This window comes from Streptococcus sp. FSL E2-3494, assembly GCF_038007085.1.
Classification (GTDB): domain Bacteria; phylum Bacillota; class Bacilli; order Lactobacillales; family Streptococcaceae; genus Streptococcus; species Streptococcus thermophilus.
The window spans coordinates 140,763-165,534 of sequence record NZ_JBBOWN010000001.1; the positions used below are offsets into that span (position 1 = coordinate 140,763).

General features: G+C 36.4%; 26 protein-coding genes and 3 pseudogenes. 11 read left to right on the forward strand and 18 right to left on the reverse strand.

What is annotated here, in order from left to right:
- The first annotated feature begins 1 nt into the window (after position 1).
- The 4 genes from rplI (at position 2) to rpsD (ending at position 3,000) form a co-directional block, all read left to right on the forward strand.
- Positions 2-460, forward strand: coding sequence for a 50S ribosomal protein L9 (gene rplI, locus NST05_RS00735; protein WP_084829178.1), 459 nt, complete (start codon positions 2-4; stop codon positions 458-460).
- Positions 461-503: 43 nt separating this feature from the next.
- Positions 504-1,865, forward strand: a complete 1,362-nt coding sequence (gene dnaB / locus NST05_RS00740) for a replicative DNA helicase (RefSeq protein ID WP_002952261.1) — start codon at positions 504-506, stop codon at positions 1,863-1,865.
- A 23-nt stretch (positions 1,866-1,888) separates the two neighbouring features.
- Positions 1,889-2,191, forward strand: a complete 303-nt coding sequence (locus NST05_RS00745; RefSeq protein WP_002952260.1) for a Veg family protein — start codon at positions 1,889-1,891, stop codon at positions 2,189-2,191.
- 197 nt (positions 2,192-2,388) lie between these two features.
- Complete coding sequence (rpsD, locus tag NST05_RS00750) at positions 2,389-3,000, forward strand: 30S ribosomal protein S4 (protein ID WP_084829177.1); 612 nt, start codon at positions 2,389-2,391, stop codon at positions 2,998-3,000.
- A 226-nt stretch (positions 3,001-3,226) separates the two neighbouring features.
- Here rpsD and NST05_RS00755 read toward each other — a convergent pair whose 3' ends face one another.
- Complete coding sequence (locus NST05_RS00755; protein ID WP_023910021.1) at positions 3,227-3,415, reverse strand: hypothetical protein; 189 nt, start codon at positions 3,413-3,415, stop codon at positions 3,227-3,229.
- 115 nt (positions 3,416-3,530) lie between these two features.
- On the opposite strand from NST05_RS00755, the pseudogene NST05_RS00760 reads away from it, so the two are divergent.
- Positions 3,531-3,893, forward strand: a pseudogene (locus NST05_RS00760) (DUF1304 domain-containing protein).
- A 75-nt stretch (positions 3,894-3,968) separates the two neighbouring features.
- Here the strand turns inward: NST05_RS00760 and NST05_RS00765 are convergent.
- Positions 3,969-4,508 (reverse strand): TetR/AcrR family transcriptional regulator, encoded by a 540-nt coding sequence (locus NST05_RS00765; RefSeq protein ID WP_084829176.1) that lies wholly within the window; start codon positions 4,506-4,508, stop codon positions 3,969-3,971.
- 128 nt (positions 4,509-4,636) lie between these two features.
- On the opposite strand from NST05_RS00765, the gene NST05_RS00770 reads away from it, so the two are divergent.
- Positions 4,637-7,006 (forward strand): YhgE/Pip domain-containing protein, encoded by a 2,370-nt coding sequence (locus tag NST05_RS00770; RefSeq protein ID WP_084829175.1) that lies wholly within the window; start codon positions 4,637-4,639, stop codon positions 7,004-7,006.
- A gap of 36 nt (positions 7,007-7,042) precedes the next feature.
- Here NST05_RS00770 and NST05_RS00775 read toward each other — a convergent pair whose 3' ends face one another.
- Both NST05_RS00775 and NST05_RS00780 read right to left on the reverse strand, forming a co-directional pair.
- Positions 7,043-7,891, reverse strand: a complete 849-nt coding sequence (locus NST05_RS00775; protein ID WP_171815047.1) for a DUF4097 family beta strand repeat-containing protein — start codon at positions 7,889-7,891, stop codon at positions 7,043-7,045.
- Between the two features lie 567 nt (positions 7,892-8,458).
- Entirely contained in the window at positions 8,459-8,785 is a 327-nt protein-coding gene (locus NST05_RS00780) for a PadR family transcriptional regulator (RefSeq protein ID WP_084829173.1), read from the reverse strand.
- Positions 8,786-8,951: 166 nt separating this feature from the next.
- Between NST05_RS00780 and NST05_RS00785 the strand changes: the two genes are divergently transcribed.
- Together NST05_RS00785 and NST05_RS00790 are read left to right on the forward strand one after the other, a co-directional pair.
- The gene (locus NST05_RS00785) at positions 8,952-10,127 is read left to right on the forward strand and encodes an IS256-like element IS1191 family transposase (RefSeq protein ID WP_159341049.1); all 1,176 of its coding nucleotides are present in this window, start codon (positions 8,952-8,954) and stop codon (positions 10,125-10,127) included.
- Positions 10,128-10,268: 141 nt separating this feature from the next.
- Positions 10,269-10,877 carry an NUDIX hydrolase gene (locus NST05_RS00790; protein ID WP_084829172.1) on the forward strand — a complete coding sequence of 203 codons (609 nt, stop codon included), beginning with the start codon at positions 10,269-10,271 and terminating at the stop codon, positions 10,875-10,877.
- 660 nt (positions 10,878-11,537) lie between these two features.
- Here the strand turns inward: NST05_RS00790 and NST05_RS00795 are convergent.
- From NST05_RS00795 to NST05_RS00815, 5 genes are all read right to left on the reverse strand, one after another.
- Positions 11,538-11,741, reverse strand: a complete 204-nt coding sequence (locus tag NST05_RS00795; RefSeq protein ID WP_002948045.1) for a CsbD family protein — start codon at positions 11,739-11,741, stop codon at positions 11,538-11,540.
- 72 nt (positions 11,742-11,813) lie between these two features.
- Positions 11,814-12,371: an Asp23/Gls24 family envelope stress response protein gene (locus NST05_RS00800; RefSeq protein ID WP_084829171.1), complete on the reverse strand. Its 558-nt coding sequence runs from the start codon at positions 12,369-12,371 to the stop codon at positions 11,814-11,816.
- Between the two features lie 14 nt (positions 12,372-12,385).
- Positions 12,386-12,556, reverse strand: coding sequence for a DUF2273 domain-containing protein (locus NST05_RS00805; protein WP_002952225.1), 171 nt, complete (start codon positions 12,554-12,556; stop codon positions 12,386-12,388).
- Positions 12,557-12,568: 12 nt separating this feature from the next.
- Complete coding sequence (gene amaP / locus NST05_RS00810) at positions 12,569-13,135, reverse strand: alkaline shock response membrane anchor protein AmaP (protein WP_084829170.1); 567 nt, start codon at positions 13,133-13,135, stop codon at positions 12,569-12,571.
- Positions 13,136-13,196: 61 nt separating this feature from the next.
- Complete coding sequence (locus NST05_RS00815) at positions 13,197-13,436, reverse strand: GlsB/YeaQ/YmgE family stress response membrane protein (protein WP_002952222.1); 240 nt, start codon at positions 13,434-13,436, stop codon at positions 13,197-13,199.
- 585 nt (positions 13,437-14,021) lie between these two features.
- On the opposite strand from NST05_RS00815, the pseudogene NST05_RS00820 reads away from it, so the two are divergent.
- The 3 genes and pseudogenes from NST05_RS00820 to NST05_RS00830 form a co-directional block, all read left to right on the forward strand.
- Positions 14,022-14,297, forward strand: a pseudogene (locus NST05_RS00820) (hypothetical protein); the annotation flags it as partial.
- 352 nt (positions 14,298-14,649) lie between these two features.
- Positions 14,650-14,850: pseudogene (locus NST05_RS00825) on the forward strand (hypothetical protein); the annotation flags it as partial.
- A gap of 312 nt (positions 14,851-15,162) precedes the next feature.
- On the forward strand, positions 15,163-15,432 hold the full coding sequence (locus NST05_RS00830; protein WP_065972693.1) for a hypothetical protein: 270 nt from the start codon (positions 15,163-15,165) through the stop codon (positions 15,430-15,432).
- A gap of 285 nt (positions 15,433-15,717) precedes the next feature.
- Here NST05_RS00830 and NST05_RS00835 read toward each other — a convergent pair whose 3' ends face one another.
- From NST05_RS00835 to NST05_RS00875, 9 genes are read right to left on the reverse strand one after another with little or no spacing between them, the layout of a single operon-like run.
- Positions 15,718-16,995 (reverse strand): tyrosine-type recombinase/integrase, encoded by a 1,278-nt coding sequence (locus NST05_RS00835; RefSeq protein WP_340742862.1) that lies wholly within the window; start codon positions 16,993-16,995, stop codon positions 15,718-15,720.
- Positions 16,996-17,018: 23 nt separating this feature from the next.
- Positions 17,019-17,267, reverse strand: coding sequence for a hypothetical protein (locus NST05_RS00840; protein ID WP_099421247.1), 249 nt, complete (start codon positions 17,265-17,267; stop codon positions 17,019-17,021).
- A gap of 13 nt (positions 17,268-17,280) precedes the next feature.
- Entirely contained in the window at positions 17,281-18,393 is a 1,113-nt protein-coding gene (locus NST05_RS00845; protein WP_099421248.1) for a CHAP domain-containing protein, read from the reverse strand.
- Between the two features lie 22 nt (positions 18,394-18,415).
- Positions 18,416-18,640, reverse strand: a complete 225-nt coding sequence (locus NST05_RS00850; RefSeq protein WP_371410739.1) for a hypothetical protein — start codon at positions 18,638-18,640, stop codon at positions 18,416-18,418.
- Between the two features lies 1 nt (position 18,641).
- Positions 18,642-20,558 carry a conjugal transfer protein gene (locus NST05_RS00855; RefSeq protein ID WP_340742863.1) on the reverse strand — a complete coding sequence of 639 codons (1,917 nt, stop codon included), beginning with the start codon at positions 20,556-20,558 and terminating at the stop codon, positions 18,642-18,644.
- 11 nt (positions 20,559-20,569) lie between these two features.
- A complete protein-coding gene (locus NST05_RS00860; protein ID WP_340742864.1) occupies positions 20,570-23,074 on the reverse strand; it encodes an ATP-binding protein in 2,505 nt (834 codons plus the stop codon).
- A 35-nt stretch (positions 23,075-23,109) separates the two neighbouring features.
- Entirely contained in the window at positions 23,110-23,520 is a 411-nt protein-coding gene (locus NST05_RS00865) for a conjugal transfer protein (RefSeq protein ID WP_099421251.1), read from the reverse strand.
- 2 nt (positions 23,521-23,522) lie between these two features.
- A complete protein-coding gene (locus NST05_RS00870) occupies positions 23,523-23,747 on the reverse strand; it encodes a hypothetical protein (RefSeq protein ID WP_093529390.1) in 225 nt (74 codons plus the stop codon).
- 3 nt (positions 23,748-23,750) lie between these two features.
- Positions 23,751-24,761 carry a conjugal transfer protein gene (locus NST05_RS00875; protein WP_099421252.1) on the reverse strand — a complete coding sequence of 337 codons (1,011 nt, stop codon included), beginning with the start codon at positions 24,759-24,761 and terminating at the stop codon, positions 23,751-23,753.
- Positions 24,762-24,772: the final 11 nt, after the last annotated feature.

Sequence of the window (24,772 nt, forward strand, 5' to 3'; positions counted from 1 at the left end):
AATGAAAGTTATTTTCTTACAAGACGTTAAGGGTAAAGGAAAAAAAGGTGAAATTAAAGAAGTACCATTAGGTTATGCTCAAAACTTCTTGATTAAAAAGAATCTTGCTAAAGAAGCAACAAACCAAGCTATCGGGGAGTTGAAAGGAAAACAAAAATCAGAAGAAAAGCATGCTGCAGAGTTGTTAGCTGAAGCAAAACGCGTTAAAGAACAACTTGAGAAAGAAGAAAATCGTCTTCAATTTACTGAGAAGGTTGGGCCAGATGGTCGTACATTTGGTTCAATTACAGCTAAAAAGATTGCGGAAGGACTTCAGAAACAGTTTGGAATCAAGATTGATAAACGTCATATTGAACTTGAACATCCTATTCGAGCGATTGGCTTGATTGAGGTTCCTGTAAAGCTTCATAAAGAAGTGAATGCACAAATTAAGCTTAACATCAAAAATAGTGCTGAGTAATTCGTTGACACTATAAGTAAATCTTGTAAAGGAGGGAATAATTGTGGCAGAAGCTCAAGAATTACGAGTGCAACCTCATGATTTAGTAGCGGAACAGTCTGTTTTGGGGGCTATTTTCATTAACCCGGAAAAGTTAATTACGGTTCGAGAGTTTATCGAAGCAGATGACTTTTACAAGTATTCCCATCGTGTCATTTTTAAAGCAATGGTAACGCTGTCGGATCGAAATGATGCCATTGATGCCACGACAGTACGTACTATTTTAGATGACCAAGATGACCTCCAAAACATAGGGGGTATTTCTTATCTTGTAGATTTGGTCAATAGTGTCCCAACATCCGCAAATGCTGAGTACTATGCTAAGATTGTGGCTGAGAAAGCCATGCTTCGGCGTATTATAAATAGGTTGACAGAAATTGTCAATCAAGCATATGAGGGGACAACTGAATCGGATGAAATTATTGCAAATGCTGAGAAAGCCTTAGTTGATGTTTCAGAGCATAGCAATAGTAGTGGTTTCCGCAAAATATCTGAAGTTCTTGATGTCAATTTTAATACTTTGGAGATGCGTTCACAGCAAACATCAGATGTAACTGGATTACCGACAGGTTTCCGTGACCTTGATAAGATTACAACAGGTTTACACCCGGACCAATTAATTATTTTAGCAGCTCGTCCCGCTGTTGGTAAAACAGCCTTTGTGTTGAATATCGTTCAGAATGTTGGTACCAAGCAAAATAAAGCTGTTGCAGTTTTTTCCCTAGAGATGGGTGCAGAAAGCTTGGTTGATCGTATGTTGGCAGCTGAAGGTATGATTGATTCTCATGCTTTACGTACAGGTCAATTGACAGAGCAAGATTGGAATAATGTCATGATTGCTCAAGGGGCACTGGCTGAGGCACCTATTTACATAGATGATACCCCTGGTATAAAGATTACTGAGATTCGTGCACGGTCCCGTAAATTGTCACAAGAAGTAGAGGGTGGTCTCGGTCTCATTGTGATTGACTATTTGCAGTTGATTACAGGGACGCGACCGGAAAATCGCCAACAAGAGGTCTCAGATATTTCAAGACAGTTAAAAATCTTAGCCAAGGAGCTCAAAGTTCCTGTAATTGCCTTGAGTCAGTTATCTCGTGGGGTTGAACAACGTCAGGATAAACGACCAGTCTTGTCTGATATCCGTGAATCAGGATCTATCGAGCAGGATGCCGACATTGTAGCTTTCTTATATCGTGATGATTACTATCGAAAAGAGAGTGAAGAATCAGAGAATGCGATTGAAGATAATACAATCGAAGTTATCTTAGAAAAAAACCGTGCTGGTGCGCGTGGAACAGTTAAGTTATTATTCCAAAAAGAATATAATAAATTTTCATCGATTGCTCAGTTTGAGGAATCGTAACTTTCAGATTTAAGGAGATATATATGAGTGACGCATTTGCAGATGTTGCTAAAATGAAAAATATTAAGGAAGCTATTAAAGCTCATGAAGGTCAGTTGGTAGAATTGACTTTAGAGAATGGACGTAAACGTGAAAAGAATAAGATTGGTCGTTTGACAGAAGTCTATCCATCATTGTTTATTGTTGAGTATCAGGACTTCGGTTCTCAAGCTGACGCTATTAATAATAGTTATGTTGAATCTTATACTTATTCAGATATTTTGACTGAAAAGACTCTCATTCGTTATTTGAGTCCCGAGGAACAAGCTGAAATCGAAAATAAATAAGAAAAAGCCTTTACTTGGGCTTTTTTTCGTGGTAAAATAGCGGAGTATGTGAAATAATAGCAGGATAAAATGAAGCTCGTCAACAGGAAGTCAGCTAGAAAAGTAACCTTTGCTGTTTGGGCGAAGTCTTTCTGAACGAATCAGGTTTATCTAAAATGTTATTTCCTAAAAATATTTTTTATAGGAGGACATTATTAATGTCACGTTATACAGGTCCATCATGGAAACAATCACGTCGCCTTGGTTTCTCACTTACAGGCACAGGTAAAGAATTGGCACGTCGTAACTACGTACCAGGTCAACATGGCCCAAATAACCGTTCAAAACTTTCAGAGTACGGTTTGCAATTGGCTGAAAAACAAAAGCTTCGTTTCTCATACGGTTTGAGTGAAAAACAATTCCGTAACTTGTTCGTACAAGCTACTAAAGTTAAAGGTGGAACACTTGGTTTCAACTTTATGGTTCTTTTGGAACGTCGTCTTGATAACGTTGTGTACCGTCTTGGTCTCGCAACAACTCGTCGTCAAGCACGTCAATTTGTAAACCACGGTCACATCCTTGTTGACGGTAAACGTGTTGATATCCCTTCATACCGCGTTGAAGTTGGTCAAGTAATCTCAGTTCGTGAAAAGTCAGTTAAAGTTCCTGCTATCCTTGAAGCAGTAGAAGCTACTATCGGACGTCCAGCATTCGTATCATTTGATGCTGAAAAACTTGAAGGTTCATTGACACGTCTTCCAGAACGTGATGAAATCAACCCAGAAATCAACGAAGCACTTGTCGTTGAATTCTACAACAAAATGCTTTAATTTTAATATTATTGTATCGAAAAGCCCGTTATTATGGGCTTTTTGCTTATTTTAAAAGACTGTTTCAGAAATTTGCTTACCTTTTTGCTTACTTCTATATAGATTTTAGAGCTATATCACAGAATGAGACGGCTTTTTTGTTTTCTAACATAATAAGCTCCTAGTCATTTGTATTAGACTAGGAGCTTGTTCCATTATCTTATGATATGTGATTTTGAGGTATAGTTCATTTATTTTCCAGTCCACCTTCAAAGTCTGCTGAAACATTTGAAACGTAGTTGGTGAAGTAGGCTTCAAAATCTTTTTTAGTCGTTTGTACTCTTTCTTCAGAGTATTCTTTATCCTCTATATAAGCTTGAAATCTAGAGATTTTCAAGTCTTTTTGTAGACGTTGTATTACTTCTGTTTTTGTCATAAGGACCTCTCTTTCAGTCTTTGTTTTACCATATTTTAAATTTTATAAAACATGTGTGTTGTTTTAATGCTTTACTTTTGATATACTGTCAAAGTTGTTTAAGAAGGGAGAAACTATGTCTATTATTATACTAATTTTAGCTGGGATTGTTGCATTGGAGCATCTTTATATCATGTATTTGGAAACTTTTGCAACACATTCAGACACAACTAGTAGAATTTTTAATATGAGCAAATAAGAGCTTCAACGCGATTCTGTTACAAACTTATTTAAAAATCAAGGTATTTACAATGGTTTAATCGCTGTATTCCTCTTGTATGGTATTTTTACAAATAGTCAGCTACTTGTAACTGTTTTTGTTCTTAATGTTTTCTTTGCTGCTGTTTATGGTGCTGTAACTGCTAATAAGAAGATTATTTTTACGCAAGGTGGACCCGCAATATTGACCTTGTTTTCACTTATTATCTCATTGTTCTAGGAATTTAATTATAAGAGAAAAAAGCTACTTTATCTACCGAGATACTTTGTAGCTTTTTGTGCTTCTGGTGTTATTTTATTGTGGAATAAATCGTAGAAGGAAGTCTGTCATTTCTTGAGGTGATTCCTTTTTGCCATTTTTTATCCATGCTTGACAAGCTCCAAAAATAGCATGAGCAAGATAAATGCTGGCATAGTTCTTCTCGAATCCTTTGAGAGCTCTTTTTTCAGCAGTAGGGTCAATAAAGTCTTCAGCTATCATACGCTGAAGTTTGTTTATCAGAAAATCTTTAATTTCTTTTGCTCCATTTGTAGATAATAGAGCTGAAAGAAGTTTTTCACGAGTAAGAATTTCAAAGATTTCGAGAAAGGCCCCTTCTTTCTTTCCTTCGTATTTATCAAAGATATATTCTAGTTTATGAAACAATTCTTTCTGATAGCTATCTATCATTTCAAATTTATCCTTGTAGTGAGTATAAAAACTTGAACGGCTAATCCCAGCTGTTTGAACTAGACGAATAGTTGTAATCTCATTGAAATCTTGGTCTTTAAGGCATATTACCAAAGCATCTAAAAGAGCTTTTTTAGTAAGTGAACGCCTTTGATCTTTTGTCATGTATTTCTCCTTTCACACAGTTTTAGATAAAGTGTCCAAAAATAGTTTTTAAATATTGATTTATAAAATTAATGAGCTTATAATTGATTATATCATAAAAGTATACACGATGTCTAAAAAGGAGAAATATGTTAGCAGAATTAAAGGCTCTTCTAAAAAGTCCAAAGCTATGGATAACCATTATTGGTGTTTCATTGATACCCGCTTTGTATAATTTAATATTTTTATCTTCTATATGGGATCCTTACGGTAATGTGAAACATCTGCCAGTGGCAGTGGTGAACAAAGATAAGAGTGCTAGATTTCAAGATAAGGCGCTTAATATTGGTCATGATATGGTGGACAATATGTCTAAAAATAAAAATTTAGACTATCATTTTGTAACTGAAACTGAAGCACAAAAAGGAATAGAAGACGGTGATTACTATATGGTTATCACTTTCCCAGAAAACCTCTCAAGTAATGCAGCAAGTCTTCTGACAAATGATCCTAAGAAACTAGAAATTTCTTATCAGACAACAGCAGGGCATAGCTTCGTTTCTTCGAAAATGAGCGATTCTGCCATGTCTAAGTTAAAGGAGACTGTTTCTAAAAATATTACGTCAACTTATGTTGGAGCTGTCTTTAAGAGTATGTCTCAACTGCAGAGTGGGATGGGAACTGCAGCGAATGGGGCCAGTCAATTATATGCAGGTGCAGGAGCACTTCAATCTGGAGGTCAGATCTTATCAAATGGTCTAGGAACTCTTGCTGGTTCTACTCAAACATTGGCGACAGGTGTTGATACCTTGAGTTCGGGCGCATCTGCCTATACTTCAGGTGTGTCAACTTTGTCAGGTGCTTTGTCACAGTTGAATAGTAACTCAGAGGCTGTTAATTCTGCTGCGGGTCAATTTGCATCAGGAGCAGAAGCTATGAATACCTTAGTTACAGGTGCGAATTCTTTGTCAACGGCGCTTAGTCAAATGGCTACAGCAACAAGTTTATCTGAAGAACAGCAAACACAGTTGTCAAGCTTGTCAGCTAATTTAACTGATTTAAATACAGCAATTCAAAATCTTAATACGACAGTAAGTAATACATCATTCCCTAGTGGAACATCAACAACATCAGTAGATACAAGTTCAATAGCGACTTATCTTTCAAATATTTCTTCTGCAGCTAGTTCTATAGCTACAGCTAGTGCCACTGACAAAGCGAACGATTTGGCTGCGGTACAAGGAACAGCTGCATATCAAAGCTTGACAGCAGATCAACAAGCAGAGATTGCTTCAGCAATTAGTAATGCTGGCTCTACAGCTAGTAGCTATGCTTCAACTATTGCATCAGATGTGTCAAGCATGTCAACAGCTTTGTCTAGCTTGGCAGGCACGACAACAACTAGTAGTGGAGAATCAAGCAATTTAGTTTCTCTACAAACGTCTATTTCAGGCATTGCAAGTTCGGCAAATACTCTTCTTCCTGTAGCTTCCTCAACTATATCATCAATGCAAGGTAATATTGCTAATGTTAACTCAGTACTTGTTAATCAATTATCGCCTGGGGCAATTCAAGTTGCTTCAGGTGTGTCAAGAGCTCAAAGTACTTTAGCCACAGGTGCAAGCAATCTCTTAACAGGTTTGTCAACCTACACTGGTGCTGTGTCAACGATTGCTAGTGGTGCACAAATTCTAGATGCTAACAGTAGTACCTTAATGAATGGATTTTCTACCCTTAAAAGTGGTACAAGTGTTCTTAATACAGGTGTCCAACAATTGGCAATTGGAGGAAACAATTTAACAAATGGATTGACAAATCTGTCAACTAATCTTTTTACCTTGTCTGACTCATTAAACAAGGCTAATCAACAGTTATCACTTGTTTCTGTAAACTCAGAAAATGCTAAGATAGTCAGTGCTCCTCTAAAAGTGAAGAAAACTGATAAGGATAAGGTTGACACTAATGGTGTGGGAATGGCCCCATATATGATTTCGGTTTCTCTTATGGTTGTAGCTCTTTCAACAAATGTTATCTTTGCTAAAAGCTTAACAGGAAGAAGCTTTACGAGTCGTTTTGACTGGTCTAAAAATAAGTTATTTATCAATGGTATTATTGCAACTATGGCTGCAATTGCCCTTTATATTGCTATTCGATTTATGGGAGTTGAACCAAATCATCCACTAGCTACATTTGGTATGATTCTCCTTGCAGCATGGACTTTAATGGCGCTCGTTACAGCCCTTGTAGGTTGGGATGATAGATATGGTGCATTTGCCTCCATGATTCTGTTGCTTTTACAGTTAGGTTCTAGTGCAGGGACTTATCCAATTGAACTTAGTCCTAAGTTCTTTAAGGTCGTACAGCCATTCTTACCAATGTCCTACTCTGTGTCAGGCCTTCGTCAAACTATTTCTATGACAGGACAAATCTCAGATCAAGTACGTATGCTAGTCATTTTCTTACTTACTTTTGTAGTTGTAGGTATTGTTATTTATAGACCAAAAACTGAGAATGTATAAACTAAAAGCCGGCTAATGTGAGCTGGCTTTTTTATGTTATTCGACAGTTATATTACCGAGATCGGAGGTGATGGTAAGTGTATTATCTTTTGAGTTCTTAAGGTTATTCGTAACATCCACCTCTCCTGAGTGACTATCTGCTTGAACATTGATAGTGTAATCTTTAAGAGCTATTTCAACTTCACCGGTTGTGACGTCAAGTTTATTGTGACCGTTAAAAATTAAGTTATTACCAGAGAATTCTCCCATTGCAATAGATAAATCTGCGTTAGTAAAAAGGGTATTATCACTATCAACACTACCAACATCAAGGTTAGCTTTTAGGTTGCTGACTATCATTTTATTAAAATTCAGGTTCCCCACATTTAGATTAATGTCTACTTGTCTAACCGTGCTATGGCTTAAATCTAGATTTCCAGTTGCTAAATCAACCTTTAAGAAATCAATCGATTGTTTTTTAGGAAGTGTAATAATAATGGTTTGCTTTCTGACTTCCTGGTCGATAGCAGAAGAGAGGCTTATTAAATCTTTTAATTTGAAAAAGTTAATGTGTTTTTTAGAAGTCGAATCTAATTTAGAGTTGTTATCATTAATAGTTAATTGACTATCCTTTACAGTTGTGTCAATTGTATTTTTTATTTTTTGGTAGTAAGAAAGTGTAGTTTTGTTAACCTCAGAACCTTGAATTAGTACATTGTAGCTGCTACTTTTAATATCAATCTTATTGAAGTTATCAACTTCCTTCTTGACATAATCTAGCTCACTTTTATTTTGATTTTGTAAATCTGTCAAGCCACCTTGACTATAAACCCAAGTTGCTAATCCCCCGCCTAAAAATAGAGATATGAGAGATACTTCATGGACAATCTTTTTCCAAGTTTTCATGTTTTTCTTACTTTCTTGATGTGTCATCTAATTGATGGAGTAATTAGCTTTACAATAAGTTTACAGATTTCAAATGAAATCAAAAATAGTAAAAGTGCTCCCCCAAACATCAATAGTCCTACACCTAGTCCAAACAGTGTTGAAGCTAGTGAAACACTTAGGGGAGAGAAACTTGTAGAGAAAGTGTGAACACCACTAATGAGTAAGACAAGAGTAAGAGCTAAGGCAGTCACCATGACCGCAAAAATGATCATAAGAAGTGTCATTAGCATAGCTAAGAAGAAAGGGAGAATTAGAAAAGCTACTGGACTAGCTAATACTGCGAGAATAGCAATTCAAATAATAGTTGTTTTATTGCGCAAACTAGTCGTATCCTCAATAACCTTTTCATCTAGCAGACGGCTAATGACTTCATGAGCGTCTTCCTTAGGTGTACCCAGTTCTGCAATAACTAGAGATTTATTTTCGGGTCCAGCCTCCTCAAAATATTACATGAAATATTCTAGAGCTTCTTCGTAGTCTTTTGGTGGTAATTTTCGTAGATATTTTGTTAATTTGGCTATATATTCAGTCTTTGTCATGTCTTAATCTCCCTTCCACAATACCATCCAGAGTTTCTTTGTAAGTTAACCATTCCTTATTAAGAAATTGAAGTTGCTCTTTTCCATATGGGGTAATACTATAATATTTACGTTTGCGCCCTTGATAATCTTGGCCGTAGGTGGTCATATAGCCTGCTTTTTCAAGCTTTTTTAGAATAGGATAAAGTGTTGATTCCTTGATACTAGCCGCAATCTTTATGTTTTGGCTAATATCATAACCATAAGAGTCTTCTCTATCAATAATAACTAATATTAAGAACTCAATCAGGGTTGACGATGTTGGAAAATACATGGTTTGCTCCTTTTATTTTAGGATAGGTATAAAAATTATATATAATTATTTTATATATTGAGTGTATGTCCTTTAGAGGTAGTGTAAAATAAGTTGTGTAAACACAAAAAGGAATAAATCCGTTATAGTAGAGTTGCAAAACATTACTAGAAAGAGATTTATTCCTATGACTCAGTTTACCACAGAACTACTTAACTTCCTAGCCCAAAAGCAAGATATTGATGAATTTTTCCGTACTTCTCTTGAAACAGCAATGAATGATCTGCTTCAAGCAGAGTTATCAGCCTTTTTAGGGTATGAACCTTACGATAAATTAGGCTATAATTCTGGGAATAGTCGTAACGGAAGCTATGCACGGAAATTCGAAACCAAATATGGGACTGTTCAGTTGAGTATTCCTAGAGATCGTAATGGGAACTTTAGTCCAGCTTTGCTTCCCGCTTATGGACGTCGAGATGACCACTTGGAAGAGATGGTTATCAAACTCTATCAAACCGGTGTAACGACTCGAGAAATTAGTGATATCATCGAGCGAATGTATGGTCATCACTATAGTCCTGCCACAATTTCTAATATCTCAAAAGCAACTCAGGAGAATGTCGCTACTTTTCATGAGCGAAGCTTAGAAGCCAATTACTCTGTTTTATTTCTTGACGGAACCTATCTCCCCTTAAGACGTGGAACCGTTAGTAAAGAATGTATTCATATCGCACTTGGCATTACACCAGAAGGACAGAAGGCTGTTCTTGGATATGAAATCGCTCCAAATGAAAACAATGCTTCTTGGTCCACCCTGTTAGACAAGCTTCAAAACCAAGGAATCCAACAGGTTTCTCTTGTAGTGACCGATGGCTTCAAGGGGCTTGAAGAGATTATCAATCAGGCTTACCCATTAGCTAAACAACAACGTTGCTTAATTCATATTAGTCGAAATCTAGCTAGTAAAGTGAAACGAGCAGATAGAGCGGTTATTCTGGAGCAATTTAAAACGATTTATCGTGCTGAAAATTTAGAAATGGCAGTGCAAGCTTTAGAGAACTTTATCGCCGAATGGAAACCAAAGTATAGGAAAGTCATGGAAAGTCTGGAGAATACGGATAATCTTTTAACTTTTTATCAGTTTCCCTACCAGATTTGGCATAGCATTTATTCGACAAACCTCATTGAGTCTCTTAACAAAGAAATCAAACGTCAAACGAAAAAGAAGGTCCTTTTTCCTAACGAGGAGGCTCTGGAACGTTATTTAGTTACCCTGTTTGAAGATTATAATTTCAAGCAAAATCAACGCATCCATAAAGGGTTTGGCCAATGTGCTGACACACTTGAAAGCTTATTTGATTAACATTCTTCAACTCTACTTGAGTGTTTACACATAATTATTGACAGTATCCCTTTAGAAAGATATGTCTAAATTTTATATATAAAATTTTTATATAATAGGGCTATCTTATTTTTTATGATAATATGAAGTCAAGGAGTACTTATGACTATTAAAGATAAATTAGCTCATTACGAGCCGAAGCCACTGGGGGAGAAAGGACGCTATGCAGTTCTCTTGCCCTTAATATATGATGTAAAAACTGGTAAGTATCAAGTCCTTTACCAAGTGCGAAGCGAACATATTTCTCAACCGGGTGAGATTTCTTTTCCTGGTGGACGTGTGGAAGACGGCGAGACTTTTCAAGAGGCTGCTATACGAGAAACTTGTGAGGAGTTAAACCTAGTTCCTGATCAAATTGACATTTGGGGAGAGATTGATTATCTGATCCATCAGGGTAGAACCATCCATTGCTTTGTTGGAAAGATAAAGATAGAAAATTGGGAGTATATCCATCCGAATGAAGAGGCAGACCGGCTGTTTACAGTTGAAGTTGACACATTGTTGACAAAAGAACCGATTTATTATACTGTGAGTTCTACCTTAAGCGAAGCAAAAGATTTTCCTTTTTTCCTAGTAAAAAACAGGGAAAAATATAATTTTGGGTACAGTGAACGTCATATTCCTTTTTACAGAAACTTGACAGAAAATATATGGGGGATGACGGCTATATTTACACATAGGTTTACAAATATCTTGAAAGATTTAGAGTGAAAATTAAAGATCAACGATAATATAGTGATCTTTTTGATATTAGTTAAGTTGTTAATTTGGTATTAATGGAGTAAAATCCGTTTCTGATGTAGAAGTTTAGGTTATTACTAAAATGATTTTCAAAATTAATATCGAGTTTTTTATCTAGGTAGAAAACTTTATATTGAACAATGACTTTTTCGATTTATTGTATCCTCTTTGCGACAGGAAGGTAGGAGTAAGATATTAATAGAGGCTATTATGTGTTTGTAATCTTTTTACTAGAACGAATAACTGTTATCTTTGCTAATAAAAAAAGCCATAAAAATAATATTTTCATGGCTTTTTAATTCAATTATTTAACCTCATTCTGAGGTACAGTAAAATCTGTGCTTTTGTTTTTTTAAAAATAATATAAAAAGCACTCTAGCTTCTATAGTTTAAACAAAACTACAGATTTTAGAGCGCTAATGCTATCAGAAAGGAATATACACATGAGGTTAGAAAGAATCTCAAAGTAATCTAAAGAAAGCTGATTTTTCACCTGATTAATATTGTAATGTTAAGGATTTGTCATAGTTTTTGGTGTTGTTTTAAAAGTGAGTAGTTAGGAGTACAACAACCTTAAATTTCTTGTAGAGTAATCCCATGTTTTAAGTAAAAAATCAACCGATTTTAGAATTATTTATCGTCCTTTTTAACCATATTTTTAACACCTTCAATTGCTCCTTTAACAGCATCTTTGGCATCTTCGGCAACTTCTTTAACTTTTGAAACTCCTTTTTCAGCAGCTCCTTCTTTTTCGGTTTTTTTATCATCAGTCACTTTTCCGACACCTTCTTTAATAGCACCATTTGCTTGATTAAGTTTTTCTTCTACTGACATAGTGTTACCCTCCATTGGGAAATTAGATTATTGATAATGAACGTTTTTAAACTTTTTTAGGCATAAAAGAATTTAGTGAACTCTTGGTTCTGCTTTAGCAGTTTCTTTGGTATCTTCGGCAACTCCTTTAACTTTTTCCTTTGCAGCTGAGAGGCCATCACCCAATCCCTCTTTTGCGCTTTCAAACTTATCGGAAGTAAATTTACTTGTTGATTCAACAACTCCAGTTGCTCGATCTTGCAGGCTTACTGAGTCTGCTTCATGTTGCTCTTTAGTCTTGATATCAACAACATCTACATTAACTTCAACCACTTCCAAATTAGTCATATTAGAAATTTCTGAAACAACAATTTCTTTGATTTTCTTGTATAATTCAGGAATATTCTTTTTATATTCGACAACTACTTTCAAATCCACAGCAACTTGCTTTTTACCAACTTCAACATTGACTCCGCTTGCAACGTTATCAGTATTGATAAGTTTTCCAGTTAGGTTTGAGAAAAAGCCTCCATCAATAGCCAGCAAACCTGGAACATTTTCTAAAGAAAGACCAATAATTTTTTGAATGACTTTATCTTCATAGGTCAATTCGCCTTTTACTACTTCTACTTTTTTTTCTACATTTGACATATAAATCACCTTTACTATTTAAATAATTGTTTTTGTTGAATATAATACCCAATTCCAACTCCTAGAGTGGCGCAAATCAAGACAAATAAAGTCTTAAAAAAACCATAGGATAGGATGAAGCACGCTAAGATAGCACCCGCCAATCCGGAAAGAAGTAGATATTGGTATTTTTTAAACCATTCCATTTTTTTACTTCCTTACTTTACACGACTAACAGTTTTTTTACGTGGTGGTTTTGGCTTGTATTCTTTTACAGAAATATACAGTTTTACACGATGATTCATTCCAAAAAACTGTTTCAATCCATCAGCTATCTCATCTTTAATTATTTGAGTTCGTTTAATAATGTTGTCTGATGGAAGCATTTGTCCTTCTACGTGAACTAAACATTTATTCTTACGACAGTTTACCTTAATAGTAGGATCCTTTATAAAATTGTGATTAGCAACCACACAACGTACAAATCCTTCAATAGCTGAATTTTTTAATTTTAGGTTCCCATCGACATCAGGTAACTGAATCTCTAAATATTGTTTAGGATAAAAGAGTGTAACAAGCATTAGAAACAACACTACAGCTGAAAGTACTAGAGCACCCCAGAAAATATATCTTGAAAGATAAAATTCTAAAAAGGAATTTTGATTCCAATCAACTAAATGAAGTCCTAAGCCACTGAATTTAAGATAATCTAGCAAAATAGGAATCAAAATTGTCAAGATTAAAATACATAAAATAAGGTAAAATATTTTTTTGTTTTTTGACATATTGAATCCTTTCATCAATAGAATTTGAACTTTAATCTATTCCTGTCAGAAAGGTTCAAGTTCAATCATTTTTCCCTAGGAAAAATGATACTACTGAAACAACAATAACCGCTCCTAAGATTGATGGAATTAATGCCATTCCAGCTAGACTAGGTCCCCATGCACCGAAAAGTGATTGTCCAACAGATGAACCGACTAAACCTGCAATGATATTAGCGATTATTCCCATGGAATCTCCCTTTTTAGTGATTCCACCTGCAATAAGACCGATAAGCCCTCCTACGATAATAGCCCAAATCATAATGTGTTCCCCTTTCTAAATTGTGGAAAGTTAGATTGTTTGGAAAATCAAATAATCTAAAGAGTTATAGTATATACCTTTACGAACAGTAGTCTTATGATTGTTAAGATTAATGTTAGTATATACCTTTGCGAATAGTATAGCTTAATAAAAATGATAAGTCAAAGAAAATGATCTCGCTTATAAAAAAATAGAATGAAATCTGTTAATCGTTTTGCAATCGATTGCATATATTTGCAAGTATATTTCTGATATGATTCTTGTTATTTTTTGAACAGTTTTATAAATACTCTTCATTATGGTTATTATTATCAGACCATTCTGACAATTGAATAATTAATCAATAAAACCTTTGATTATGGTGGTATGACCATAAGATTTTTAGCCAATTAAAGAAGTCTAAATGATACACAGGATACTGTGTTATTTTCAGTAGGAGTTTAAAATTCAAAAAAGGAGATAATTACGGATTTTAGAGAAACATTGAATTGTCAGGATTACACTAAATTAGACAAATTTAGTAAACAGCTTGAGGGCTTTGAACGACTATTTAGAGACAAGGATTTGCTTGAAATGCGTTAGGAATTGGCCAAAATTAATAAGGATGAGGTCGTTGGTTTATGCTCAGAAATTAATGGATATAAAACAGGTTTTATGGATGCACTAACCCTATTGAATTCTGAACCAGATTTGCAATCTTTCAAAGAATTGCTTGAGGAGTGGTGGATTGATTATGAATTTGATCAACGTATCAATGTGCTACTTGGTCAATATCCTTATACCAATTTTGAGGAGAGAATTGATTATGGATTGAAAGAAGAATATGGAACTAGCTCTCGTAAAGAAGTTGCAAAAATAATTTCTTTTTTTGGATGATTTTGACCTTTGGTTTTAAATTTTTGAAAAAAATAGGCGAAGCCTATATTACATTTATCTTATGATTGGTTATAGTTACTACAACTATCGAAACATTGAAAAAGGTCAACGAAAGATGACCAAAGAGTTTGAAGAAGCACTCTTTGGGTTCTCTTTCTAACACTGTCCGATGTAACAGGATTGATTGACGATTTAGAAACGTCATCAGAGGACGAAGCTAAAAAGTTATTTCTTCAAGAAATCCTTTCATTAGAAAAGAGATCAAACGATATCGATTAACTTCTTCAAAAGTTGACCATACTAACAAAGAGGGAGTATTGTTATGGAAAAAGTTTTGAAGGATGGTATTATTCCAGATTTGTTAAAAGGGGATATAGTAGAAAATAATAATATCGAATATATCAAAGTATGGAATATTAAGATTTCTTCAGATGTTGAGTTAGAATCAGATGTTGATGGAGATAAGTCAGATAAACTGCCAGTAGATATAAAAATACTAGGAAATCATATCGAAGTGTTCTCAGGCATGAAAGAATAGAGTGTTAATATTGATAATTAGACATTAGTTCTATTAATTAATCCAAGGAAGGGTATTTATGACAAAGGGAATACTAATTAAAGCTCCAGATCTTTTTACAGTTGACGAACAGTTAGAAATTCAAGAACGATTAAAAAGTAATGATATTGAAGTTGCTTTCCTTAGGGATGATTAGATTCAAGCTTCGTTCTATTCTTTTATTGAGATATTGGTTAATAATGACTTTTTAAATGAACTTGAAATAGCTCTATGTGTAGATATTTTGAAAGATATTATTATTAAGATTATTTCTAAAATAAAAAAAAGAACGTAGTGATACTTGATGCTAAACAAAATGAAAAACCTGCTAAACTGACCATTAAATCTAATACCGATAAAGGAACAATATATCTAGAAGTGCCATGCGATATTCCTGACTATGGACTACAGGAGTCCATAGAAAAAATTATCGAAGCAAAATGTATTCTCGATAACAATAGCAATGAAGGTCTAAATGATTTGTATATCGTTGAAGATAAAACTGGAAATTTGTCAATTATGACATTAACCGAGTATAGTAATTACAGGAAAAGTATTAGATAAGATGTATTGCTATCATTTAAACAAGGTTAAGTTGACTTGGCTTATTATGAACAGAAATCAATTAAGAAAAAGGTAGAGAAAAAGGTAGAGATTGAATTGAAATACAGTTCAATATATAGAGTTTGACAAAAAGAAAAAAACGCTTGAAATCAGCGTTTTTCTTTTCTATTGATTCGTATTGAATCTTTATTTCACCTCAGTAAAAGTTAAATAATATTGCTGTAAACGTTGATTTTACAGTAGATTTACAACTTTGTAAACATAAATGTAGAGTAAAATGTAGAGTTAATGCTTATTTGCCAATTCCTCTAGTTTACATTGGAAGGTATCAACTGCTTCAAATTTTTTGTGTGGTGCTAACTCAGCATAAGTGTCCATTGTTGTAGTTATTGATTTATGCCCCATTCTTTCTTGGAGTTCTTTCCAGTTTGTTCCAGCATTTAAAAGTAGTGATGCATGTGTATGTCTAAAAATATGAAAACCATATGAAGGCAAACCGGCCTCCCGTAATCTCTTGATTAATGTAGCACGCTCGTTTCTATCTGTCATATAATTTCCGTAAATAGTTGGAAAGATCAGAACAGATTTAGGTAACCCTCTATATGTAAGTACCTCATTCATTTCATCATGAAATCTTACTAGTCTATTAATGATTTCACGTGAAACAGGAACTATTCGATTTCCTGAATCAGTTTTAGGAGTTGGTTTACATACCACTTTACCTTTCGTGTTAGTACTCTTATTTCGTGCCTTCCACATTAAAGTTTTGTTTACATTAATTGTATTTTTATCTGTATCTAGATCTTGTATAGTTAGTGCTAATAATTCATTTATTCTTAAAGCGCTTGCTAGAAGTGTGTCACAGATTAAAATAAATTTCCGATTAGCACGATTATCAGGTAGAGTGTCTAGATAATTTAGCCATTTTGATAGTTCATCATCATGTAATACTTTAATTCTCTTTTTTCCTGTTAATGTATTTTGAGGAGGAATCTTTACAGATTTAGCTGGATTTGTGGTCAAACCATAATGCGTAATTCCAAAATCTAGTATATCACTTAATTTATGTAGGACTGCGCCGTAATCTTTTGCTGATCCTTTTTTGGATTTCCTAGCACCTGATTTAATACTTAATTTATGTTTTTCTGCTAATTCATTAATCCAATTCTGAATCTCAACAGAAGTCAGTTTGTCACAAAAATAATCACCGAATCTTGGAATAATATAAGTGTCAAGATATCCTCTAACTCTATTAAGTGTGTTATAGGAAGTTACCCAATTTTGATAGGAATTAAACCATTCTTCAGCAAGTTCACCAATCGTACTAATTTCAGAAACTTTTTCTTTGCGTGTACTTCCCCTTTGTTCGAAGTCTATTCTAGCTTGAATGACACTCCGATCTAACTTTTTTAATGTTGGAGCTGTTATTGAGGTAGTGACCTGTTTACCAGTTTTTTTGTCTTTTCCTAGAAAAACACCACGCATCACATAGCGTACATCGCCTTTGTCACCAGTAAATTTTGTGACTTTTTTATTTTTATGGATAATTACTTCTTTTTTCACTTGATTACACCTTTTCTAACTTTTTAGCTATTAAGAAAATGGATGACATCGGACCATTGATAAAAAACAGTCCGTGTATCTTCAATAGGAGGTTCTAATCTTTTCAACCCTAGATTTTCCCACTTTTTTAAGGTATTAGGTGAGATACCTAATTGTTTTAACAGTTCTTTTTGCTGAACAATATCAGAATTATTGATTTGGCTTTTTTTGTCGATTAGTTGAACTAATACTGTTAAAAGCTGTTCAATTTGATTTAATTTTTCACTTTCCATAATTATTTCCTTTCTATTTTCCAATAACATAGGTGAACTGGCTGGCTTGGGCTTTGTCAAATGTACGATAAGATACCACACCAAGGCCTTTAGCATTTGATTCAGAGATGAGAATGGACCCATCAGATTTGACTTGTTCCACAAAGGCAACGTGACCATAGGTTGGGTCTGAACCAGCTGTACCTGGTGTAAAGCTAACCGCAGTATGTTCTAGTGGTGTATGAGTGGTTTCATAGCCTGGTTTATATTGCCATTCCCCACCATTTCCCATATATGGGTCGTAGTTGATACCAAATTCCTTGGCACGGTTAAAGACAAACCAAGTACATTGGCCATAAGGGTAGCTTTGTGCGATATAACCAGAGGTATCAATCTTCTTAGTGAGGCTGTACCCTGCTGGAACACCATCTGCTGTAACGCCTCCACCATCACGAGTACCAGTAGGTGCTTTTTCAGCGGGTGCTTTAGGTGTGCCACCATGATCATCAATATACTTATCGAGTTTTTTCATAACCTCTGCACGTGCTTTTCCTGAACCAGAGGTATCAGTGAAATAAACCCCACCTTCAGTGGCTGTATTTAGTGTCCCATTCGCATATTTCTTAGCCTTATCATCTTGGACCTTAAAGGTCTCATTTTTGTTTTGGATGATAGTGACTTGAGTTAGTCCAGTAACAGCTTTTTCGTCATTGTAGTTGGTCGCATTACCAGGGGTTGAATCAAAGGCTCCATATCCAAACATATTAGCTCCGGGAGAAGTGGTGACACCAGCTGTCCCATAGGAGCTTTCCATTTGAGCAATGGAGACAATAGCTCTGACATCTAGACCCGAAGCTTTTTCCCATTGCAAGAGCTTTTCCCCATTGATTCTTGATTTATCATAGGCAATCCCTGTAGAGTCAAGGAAACCATCCAGTTGTTTAGCAGTGATGCCATATCGATGAACCAGGAGGTTATGAGTGTAGGGATCTCCTGTTGACCAGTGGTCTGTGTAGCTGGAGCCTTCAATCGCTGACGTTCCGCCTCCAGTAGCTCCTCCTCCCATAGCTCCTGCAAATAGTAGTACTAGAAAAAGTGGGAGGAGAAAGGGATAAAGGGCTAATGTAATGGCAATAGTTTTCTTCATACTTTCTCCTTTCTTCATGACGTTAGCAACGCATATAAGCGGTTAAAGTGACTGTTCCAAATCTCCATCTTGCATCTAATACCACAGGAATTTCTTTAACCACCTCTAGGATATGCTCACTATCTGAGCGACTGACTGGAAATAAAAGAAGGAAATCGACTGAGCGTTTTCCTTCTTCGTAGGCTTTATAGAGGTGATTGGACAGTACCATTCGTAAGGTTTGTTTAGAGTAAATTCTCACATTCAACTTAGGCACCTCCTCTCAATTCATTTAGGCGTTGGGTGAGACGATCACGGCGATCAATATTGGCTTGTAATTTCTCATCTTTTGATAGAGTTTTTCTAAAGTTACGGGTGAAAGCAGAGGAACCTTGAGCTCTAAACATAGCTTCAGGGTCTTTATAGACCTCTAGACGCTTCTCTAAGGACTGTATTTTGAGTTTGTCTATAGCTGAGAGTCGTTGTTCTTTTAGCTGTTCAAACTCGCTCTGAGGGCTTTCTGGGCTTTCTTGAATTGGTATTGGCTGTTCCAATTCAGGTGTCACAATCGGTTTGTCAAACTCTTGAATAGGTGAGGGGATTTCATCACTATTCAGTGTTGGTTGTTCTGGAATAGGTGGTTCAATAGGAGTTTCTATTTCTAGGTTATCTGGTTCCATTGGTTTTGGTACCGTATTTTCTTCAGTGATTGGTTCTTTGTCAGCTACCATCTCAGGGGTATTGCTGGCAAACTTATTGCGAACCCTGTTAGCTGTATTAACCACAGCACCTGTCGCAAATCCTGCTGTTCCTAGGGCAAAATTGCCAAGATGTTGTGCAGAAGCTAGAGAACGCCCTGGGACTTGTGTGGCTATGTCACGACTTCTAGCGACCCCTGTTTCTACTTTACGGCCAATATCATCAGTGACCATTCGAGCTCTTGATCCTAGAACGGCTTGAATGACTTGTCCCTTGTATTTCCACAAAAGGATATAAACCATGGCTTTAGCAACTACAGTAACTAGCAATTTAAAGAGGATACCAAAGAGAATCAGTGATGGCATTGTTTTTAGCACCCCATCAAATCCGCTGGTGATCAGACCCTCTACCATTTTCTCAATGTAAAAAATGATAAGGGTAATAAGACTGGTAATAGCAGGAAAAGCTAGCCCTCCAAACATGATTTTTAGGGCTCCAAAGATGAGGTCTTGCATCCGAGGAACAAAAGACATGAGTAGAATAAATGGGAATAGCAGAATCATGACCAAGACAATCACTTGGGCAATGACATTGAGTATTTGGACGAGAATAATTGGTACGGCTAAGACAAAGGCTTCAATGATTTTAAAGATGACATAGAACATTCGTAGGAAAATGAAGTCAGGGATAGCTGACACCCAACGGTTGTCTTCACTGTCATCATTAGCCCCATCTCCTAAGCTATCGAGGTAATCTTGACGGTCTTTTGATTTTACCGTTTGGAATTTTCCACCCTTGGTACTGCCTAGTACCTTACTATCGTCAAAGGCTTTTTCTTTACCATCTTTAGAACTCTTATACTTGCCATTTTCCTGACCTGTATTAACAAAGAGGTAGGCTTTATAGGAGGTTTCCGCAATGTAAGTATCTGCTAGTGAATCACCAATCTTAACGGATTTTCCTTTTTCGTATTCTACGGATATTGACGTAATCTTTGAAGAAACCTCTTTTGAGAAATTGTTGACCGTGTCTAAGAGATAAAGACCACCAGAGGTTTTGGCAATGGTTCCAAAGTAAGAAAAGCCAAGCAACATGACTAGAAGCAGATGCAGAATCTTACGGCTGATATCACCTCGTGAGAAGAAATATTGAAAGAAAAGATAAATGGCACTGATAACTAGCAGTGTTCCTACTAGTGAGTTATGATTAAGTCCACCATTAGAAGAGCCTGATAGACCTTCCCAGATTGATTTAGCTCCATTGAAGACGTAGTTTTTGTAAAGTGAATAGAGATCAATATTTTCTAATAGACGGATGAGGAGTGAGAAGAAGCCAACGACAGCGTTTAGGAGAAAGAAGAAAAAGTTGACCATAATTTCATTGACCATTACCCAGACCCCATTAAAGGAACCAAAGTCAGTCGGTTCCATATAGGATTTAAGGTCAAAGATATTGACGCCTTTTAGCTTCTCAAAAGCTTTATTCATAGATTCACCTCCTAACTAGCGTATTTGTTTTCAAGGCTGGATGATACCGTTGCTTTCATTGGTTTGAGTAAGAGATCAATATCTTCAAAGATATTGTGGACCGAAATCATATTGAGGTTGCCGTAGACATCATAGTAGAGGCATTGGCCTGAAATCATGTTATCAATCCATTCTAGGTTGCTTTCTGTTACTTCAAGATTGACATGTCGTAGAATATCTTCTCGTTCTGATTTTTCATAGAAGGCAAAGATTGTTCCAAAACCAGTGGTGTCATCATCATTTTCAGCATCATGGACGGATTGAGTAATGAGCGCTAAGGTATTATTCTTAGACCGGCCGATACGGCGCATGTTTTTGATAACGGCTTTTCCTTCTGCAGACTTCATGAGAATCCATGCTTCATCAAAGAACTCAATGGTATCTTCATTTTCGTGACGTTCTCCAAAATGGGTACAAAAGGCACCAAGGGCAAACATGAGAGCGATTGAGTTTCGCTCGTGGTCAGAGATTTTCGTGGAATCATCTTTTGGCAATTTGAGGTTGGCAACCTCTAGGACAGTAACCCTCGCATCATAATCTAAACCTTTTACTTGACCATCAGAGAAGGCTAGTTCAAGGATAGAGTTGGTAACGATAGAAGAGAGGTAGCGCCCAACAGAGGCGATTTCCTTGGTGTCATTATTTTTCAATAAGTCAATGACCTGTTTAAAGCCAACAAATTCTCCAGCTTGGCGTTGTTCTACTACCGTATTGATAGCTTCTGTAATGGCCGTCTTTTGATCCATAGAGACATCATCAACAGCTTGAAGTAGGAACTCTAGCATGTTTTTAGCGACTTCTACGGCTTGTTCTTTATCAAGGACAACGATAGGGTCCAGCACCCCGTGGTTTGACGTGATGGCACTATCTAAGGTGACAAAGTTAAAGGCTTCAATTTGAGCTTTACGCTCAGGATAGCGCCTAGCAAATTCAGGACTATTAATGACTTCCATGTAGTGGTTTCGCAGTTCACGCTTAGGATCCACGTATAGAGTTTTGACATTTTGTAGGGAGACACTTAAAAAGATAATCTGAGCCAAGAAGGATTTTCCTTGTCCTGTAGCTCCTGTAATAATGATATGTGGGTTTTTAGTAACTTTACCCGCAATATTTTCTTTATTTCCGACTGTGGCATTATAAAGGACAATATTCTTTGAGGAGTCAATGGCTTTTTGAATACTGTCCCAGCGACCTGTCCAGTTATCGACACGACCGATATACCAGCCAATACGGTTTCCAGAAGTTGTATTGGTAAAGGGCATGAGTTCCGCAAAGCCAGTAGGTGTGACTAGGTGTGTCCAGGTTCTAGTCTTTTTTTCTAAGTCTTTTCCATAGAGAAGCGATTGGAAGAGATAGGGACCATCTTGACTAGCTTCACTGATTTCAACTCCCATATCATCAAAGTAGTTGAGGACGACTTGACGGCGTTGTCTGAGTTGACTGACACTAGATCCTGTCACGATAAGGTAGGCACCATAATCAATGATGTCTTCTTTATTCCCAACCTTTTTCATGAGGTCTTTCAGGGAAATAGAACCGAGGATAATTTCATCTTGTTGGACGGTATCGGTATTTTCAGCTTCTTGCATGATGTTATTGTAGCGGGTATTCGAACGGCCCATTTTCCCTTTGATTTTAGAGCGATCAATAAACTCTGCTTTGATGCGTAGCTCAACAGGAAAGTTCAACCGTTGGATAAATTCCCCAAGGTGAAATCCATTAAACTGAATGGGAATCTTTCCAACTGGTAGCAAGCTTACAAAAGATGACCCGTAGGGACTTTCTAGTTTGAGGAAACCACCTTTTAGCACCTTGATGAGGGTGTCTGTGACATTAATCATGGCACGGTTAGCGAGTACCTCTTTTTTGTAATGAGGAATATAACGCAGGTACTGCATGCGTTGGTAGTAGAATAGCTCCTCATCACTTAGACGCTGAGCACGTAGTGAAGAAAGGGCCTGATAGACGGTAAATTCATCATTGGTGTAATCCTCATACCAGGTATCAGAGATTTCTGACTCATAGCCAAGTCCGTTGGCCAGTTTTTCTGATAACTCTAGGAAGCTGTCACTAGCCATTTCTTTGATGGTGGTTAGTTTTTGTTGTTTACGAAGAGTGACCCCAATCAACCAATCAAATTGATAGGGAATTTCCATCTCCTGGGTCAGCTTATCTACGGAATAGAGAAGGAGTTCTTCCCCTAATTGACGGCTGTCATCAGCAAGAGCTTCAGCGAAATCTACCATCTTTTCTTCTAAGAGGTAGTCTTTTGGAATCAGTGAGATTTCAAAGGTCTTATTCTTGGCTAGTTTTTTAATCATTTGAGCCACTGTAATCTTGTGTTTTTCCTTTTTATCCGTATCAGTGATGGTGATTGGTGTGTTTGGAATCCGATAAAAGGCCATGACGGACTTATCTTGTCGCATGGCCAGATGTTCGTGTGTCATCTTGATTGGGTAGACTAGATTAATACTCATAGAACCTCCTTTTTACGATATCAAGCCGTTTAGGCTCATAGATTTGTTTTTTCAAAGACCACCTCATCTAATGGCTCTTGTCGGCCTTCTTGGTAGATGGCTTTTCTATTCAATTTGAATTCCCAGAAAAAGACCAGGTAATCCCAAATGAAGACGTGCATTTTCTTTCCATTTGGTTCATATTCGGTATAGAACTTGGCGAGTTTAAAGGGGACATACCAATAGAGCAGTAGAGAGATGGAATGTGTGAGTTTAGCTAGGGGAACAAGAATAGGTGCTCCTACAATAAGCATGAGGACAAAAATGACGACAAAGACAATAAAAAAGGACAGTTGCATTGGTGTTGCGAAATACCAAATTCGAGTGCCCTTTTTTGTCTTAATTTCTTGAATCCAGTAAGGGGCGTTTAGGCCCTTACCGTAATCATAGAGTGGTTCATGGTTCATGATTATAATCCTGTTTCAATGCCAAAGAGTTTGAGGAACCAACCAACTGCAGAGAGGATTTGTTGGCCCTTAGTGAGTGATACAATAATAGCATAGAAACCAATAACTGAGAAAAGTTGAAGCCAGTTACTGTTACGCCAGCATTTAATAGCAAGAAGAACCGCAATGGCTGTTAGAATCCAGAAGAAATCTCCTTGCAAGAATTGTCTTAATCCATCAGTTGACATAAATTAGTTACCTCCATTTTCTTGATCATCCGCATAGTCAGAAGGAATGGTATGGTCTAGTTGAGACACATAATAGCTCCCTGACTTCGTGGTAATGGTCAGTGTAAAGTTTTCTGCATGAGTGGTTTCTCCTACTTTAAAAGTCGCTTGGACATAGGCCTTGATGCTATTGTCTTTGTCTTTTTTGAAGTAGGTGAAATCCAGTGATTTAAAGGTTGTATTTGGCACGACAGAGACGTTATCTGCCATCAAATTGAGATTATCTTGGTTAGTTGTGTAGTTGATAAAGAAGGTGTTGAGAAACTTGGTCAGTTTCTTTGCTTCTTTAGTACTAAAATTATCAGTGTAAGAGAGGTCCGTTTTAGACGACTCAGGTTGTTTGCCTGCTTGATGGTTTTCAATCGCTGAGAACCAAGGGAGTCCTGAAATATAATACTTATCCCCATCCAGTCCATAAGGCACATTAAAACCTGTATAGTGGTACTCGGTGACATCTTTGCCATCTTTCTTGATGGTTTCCTCATAGCCGACTCCAAAGGTGGCTTGATTATCTTCAATCTTTAGAAGCTGGTAGTATTTCAATTGAGTAGGGTTTTTGGTTTGTCCTTGGGCTTTGACATCAGGGACAGCATTGTAAAAGGTGTTGAGGTAATCTAGTTGTTGAGATTGTTTTTCAGCGTCCGCATCCCAGGTAAAGTAGGCTTTGACATAGTTGCTAAGGTAGACCTCCAAGTTTTTATCGACAGTTTGCGATTGTGTTGGTGCTTTGTTTTTAGTGTTTTTGATCTGAGTCACTAGCTTTTGAAGTCCATCTACTTTACTGTAAAGGGTGATGCTTCTAAAGGTACTCAGAAAAGACACACCAAAGATAAAACAGAGGCCAGAGAGTACCGCAATATTGACAGTGCGTTTACTGACCTGTTTGGGTTTAGGCGTGCCTTTTTTCTTTTCCTTCTTTTGAAATTGACTCAAAAAGGTATGAGCTTTATCCAGGTATGATTTTAGTGTTGACATGGTCCCTCCCT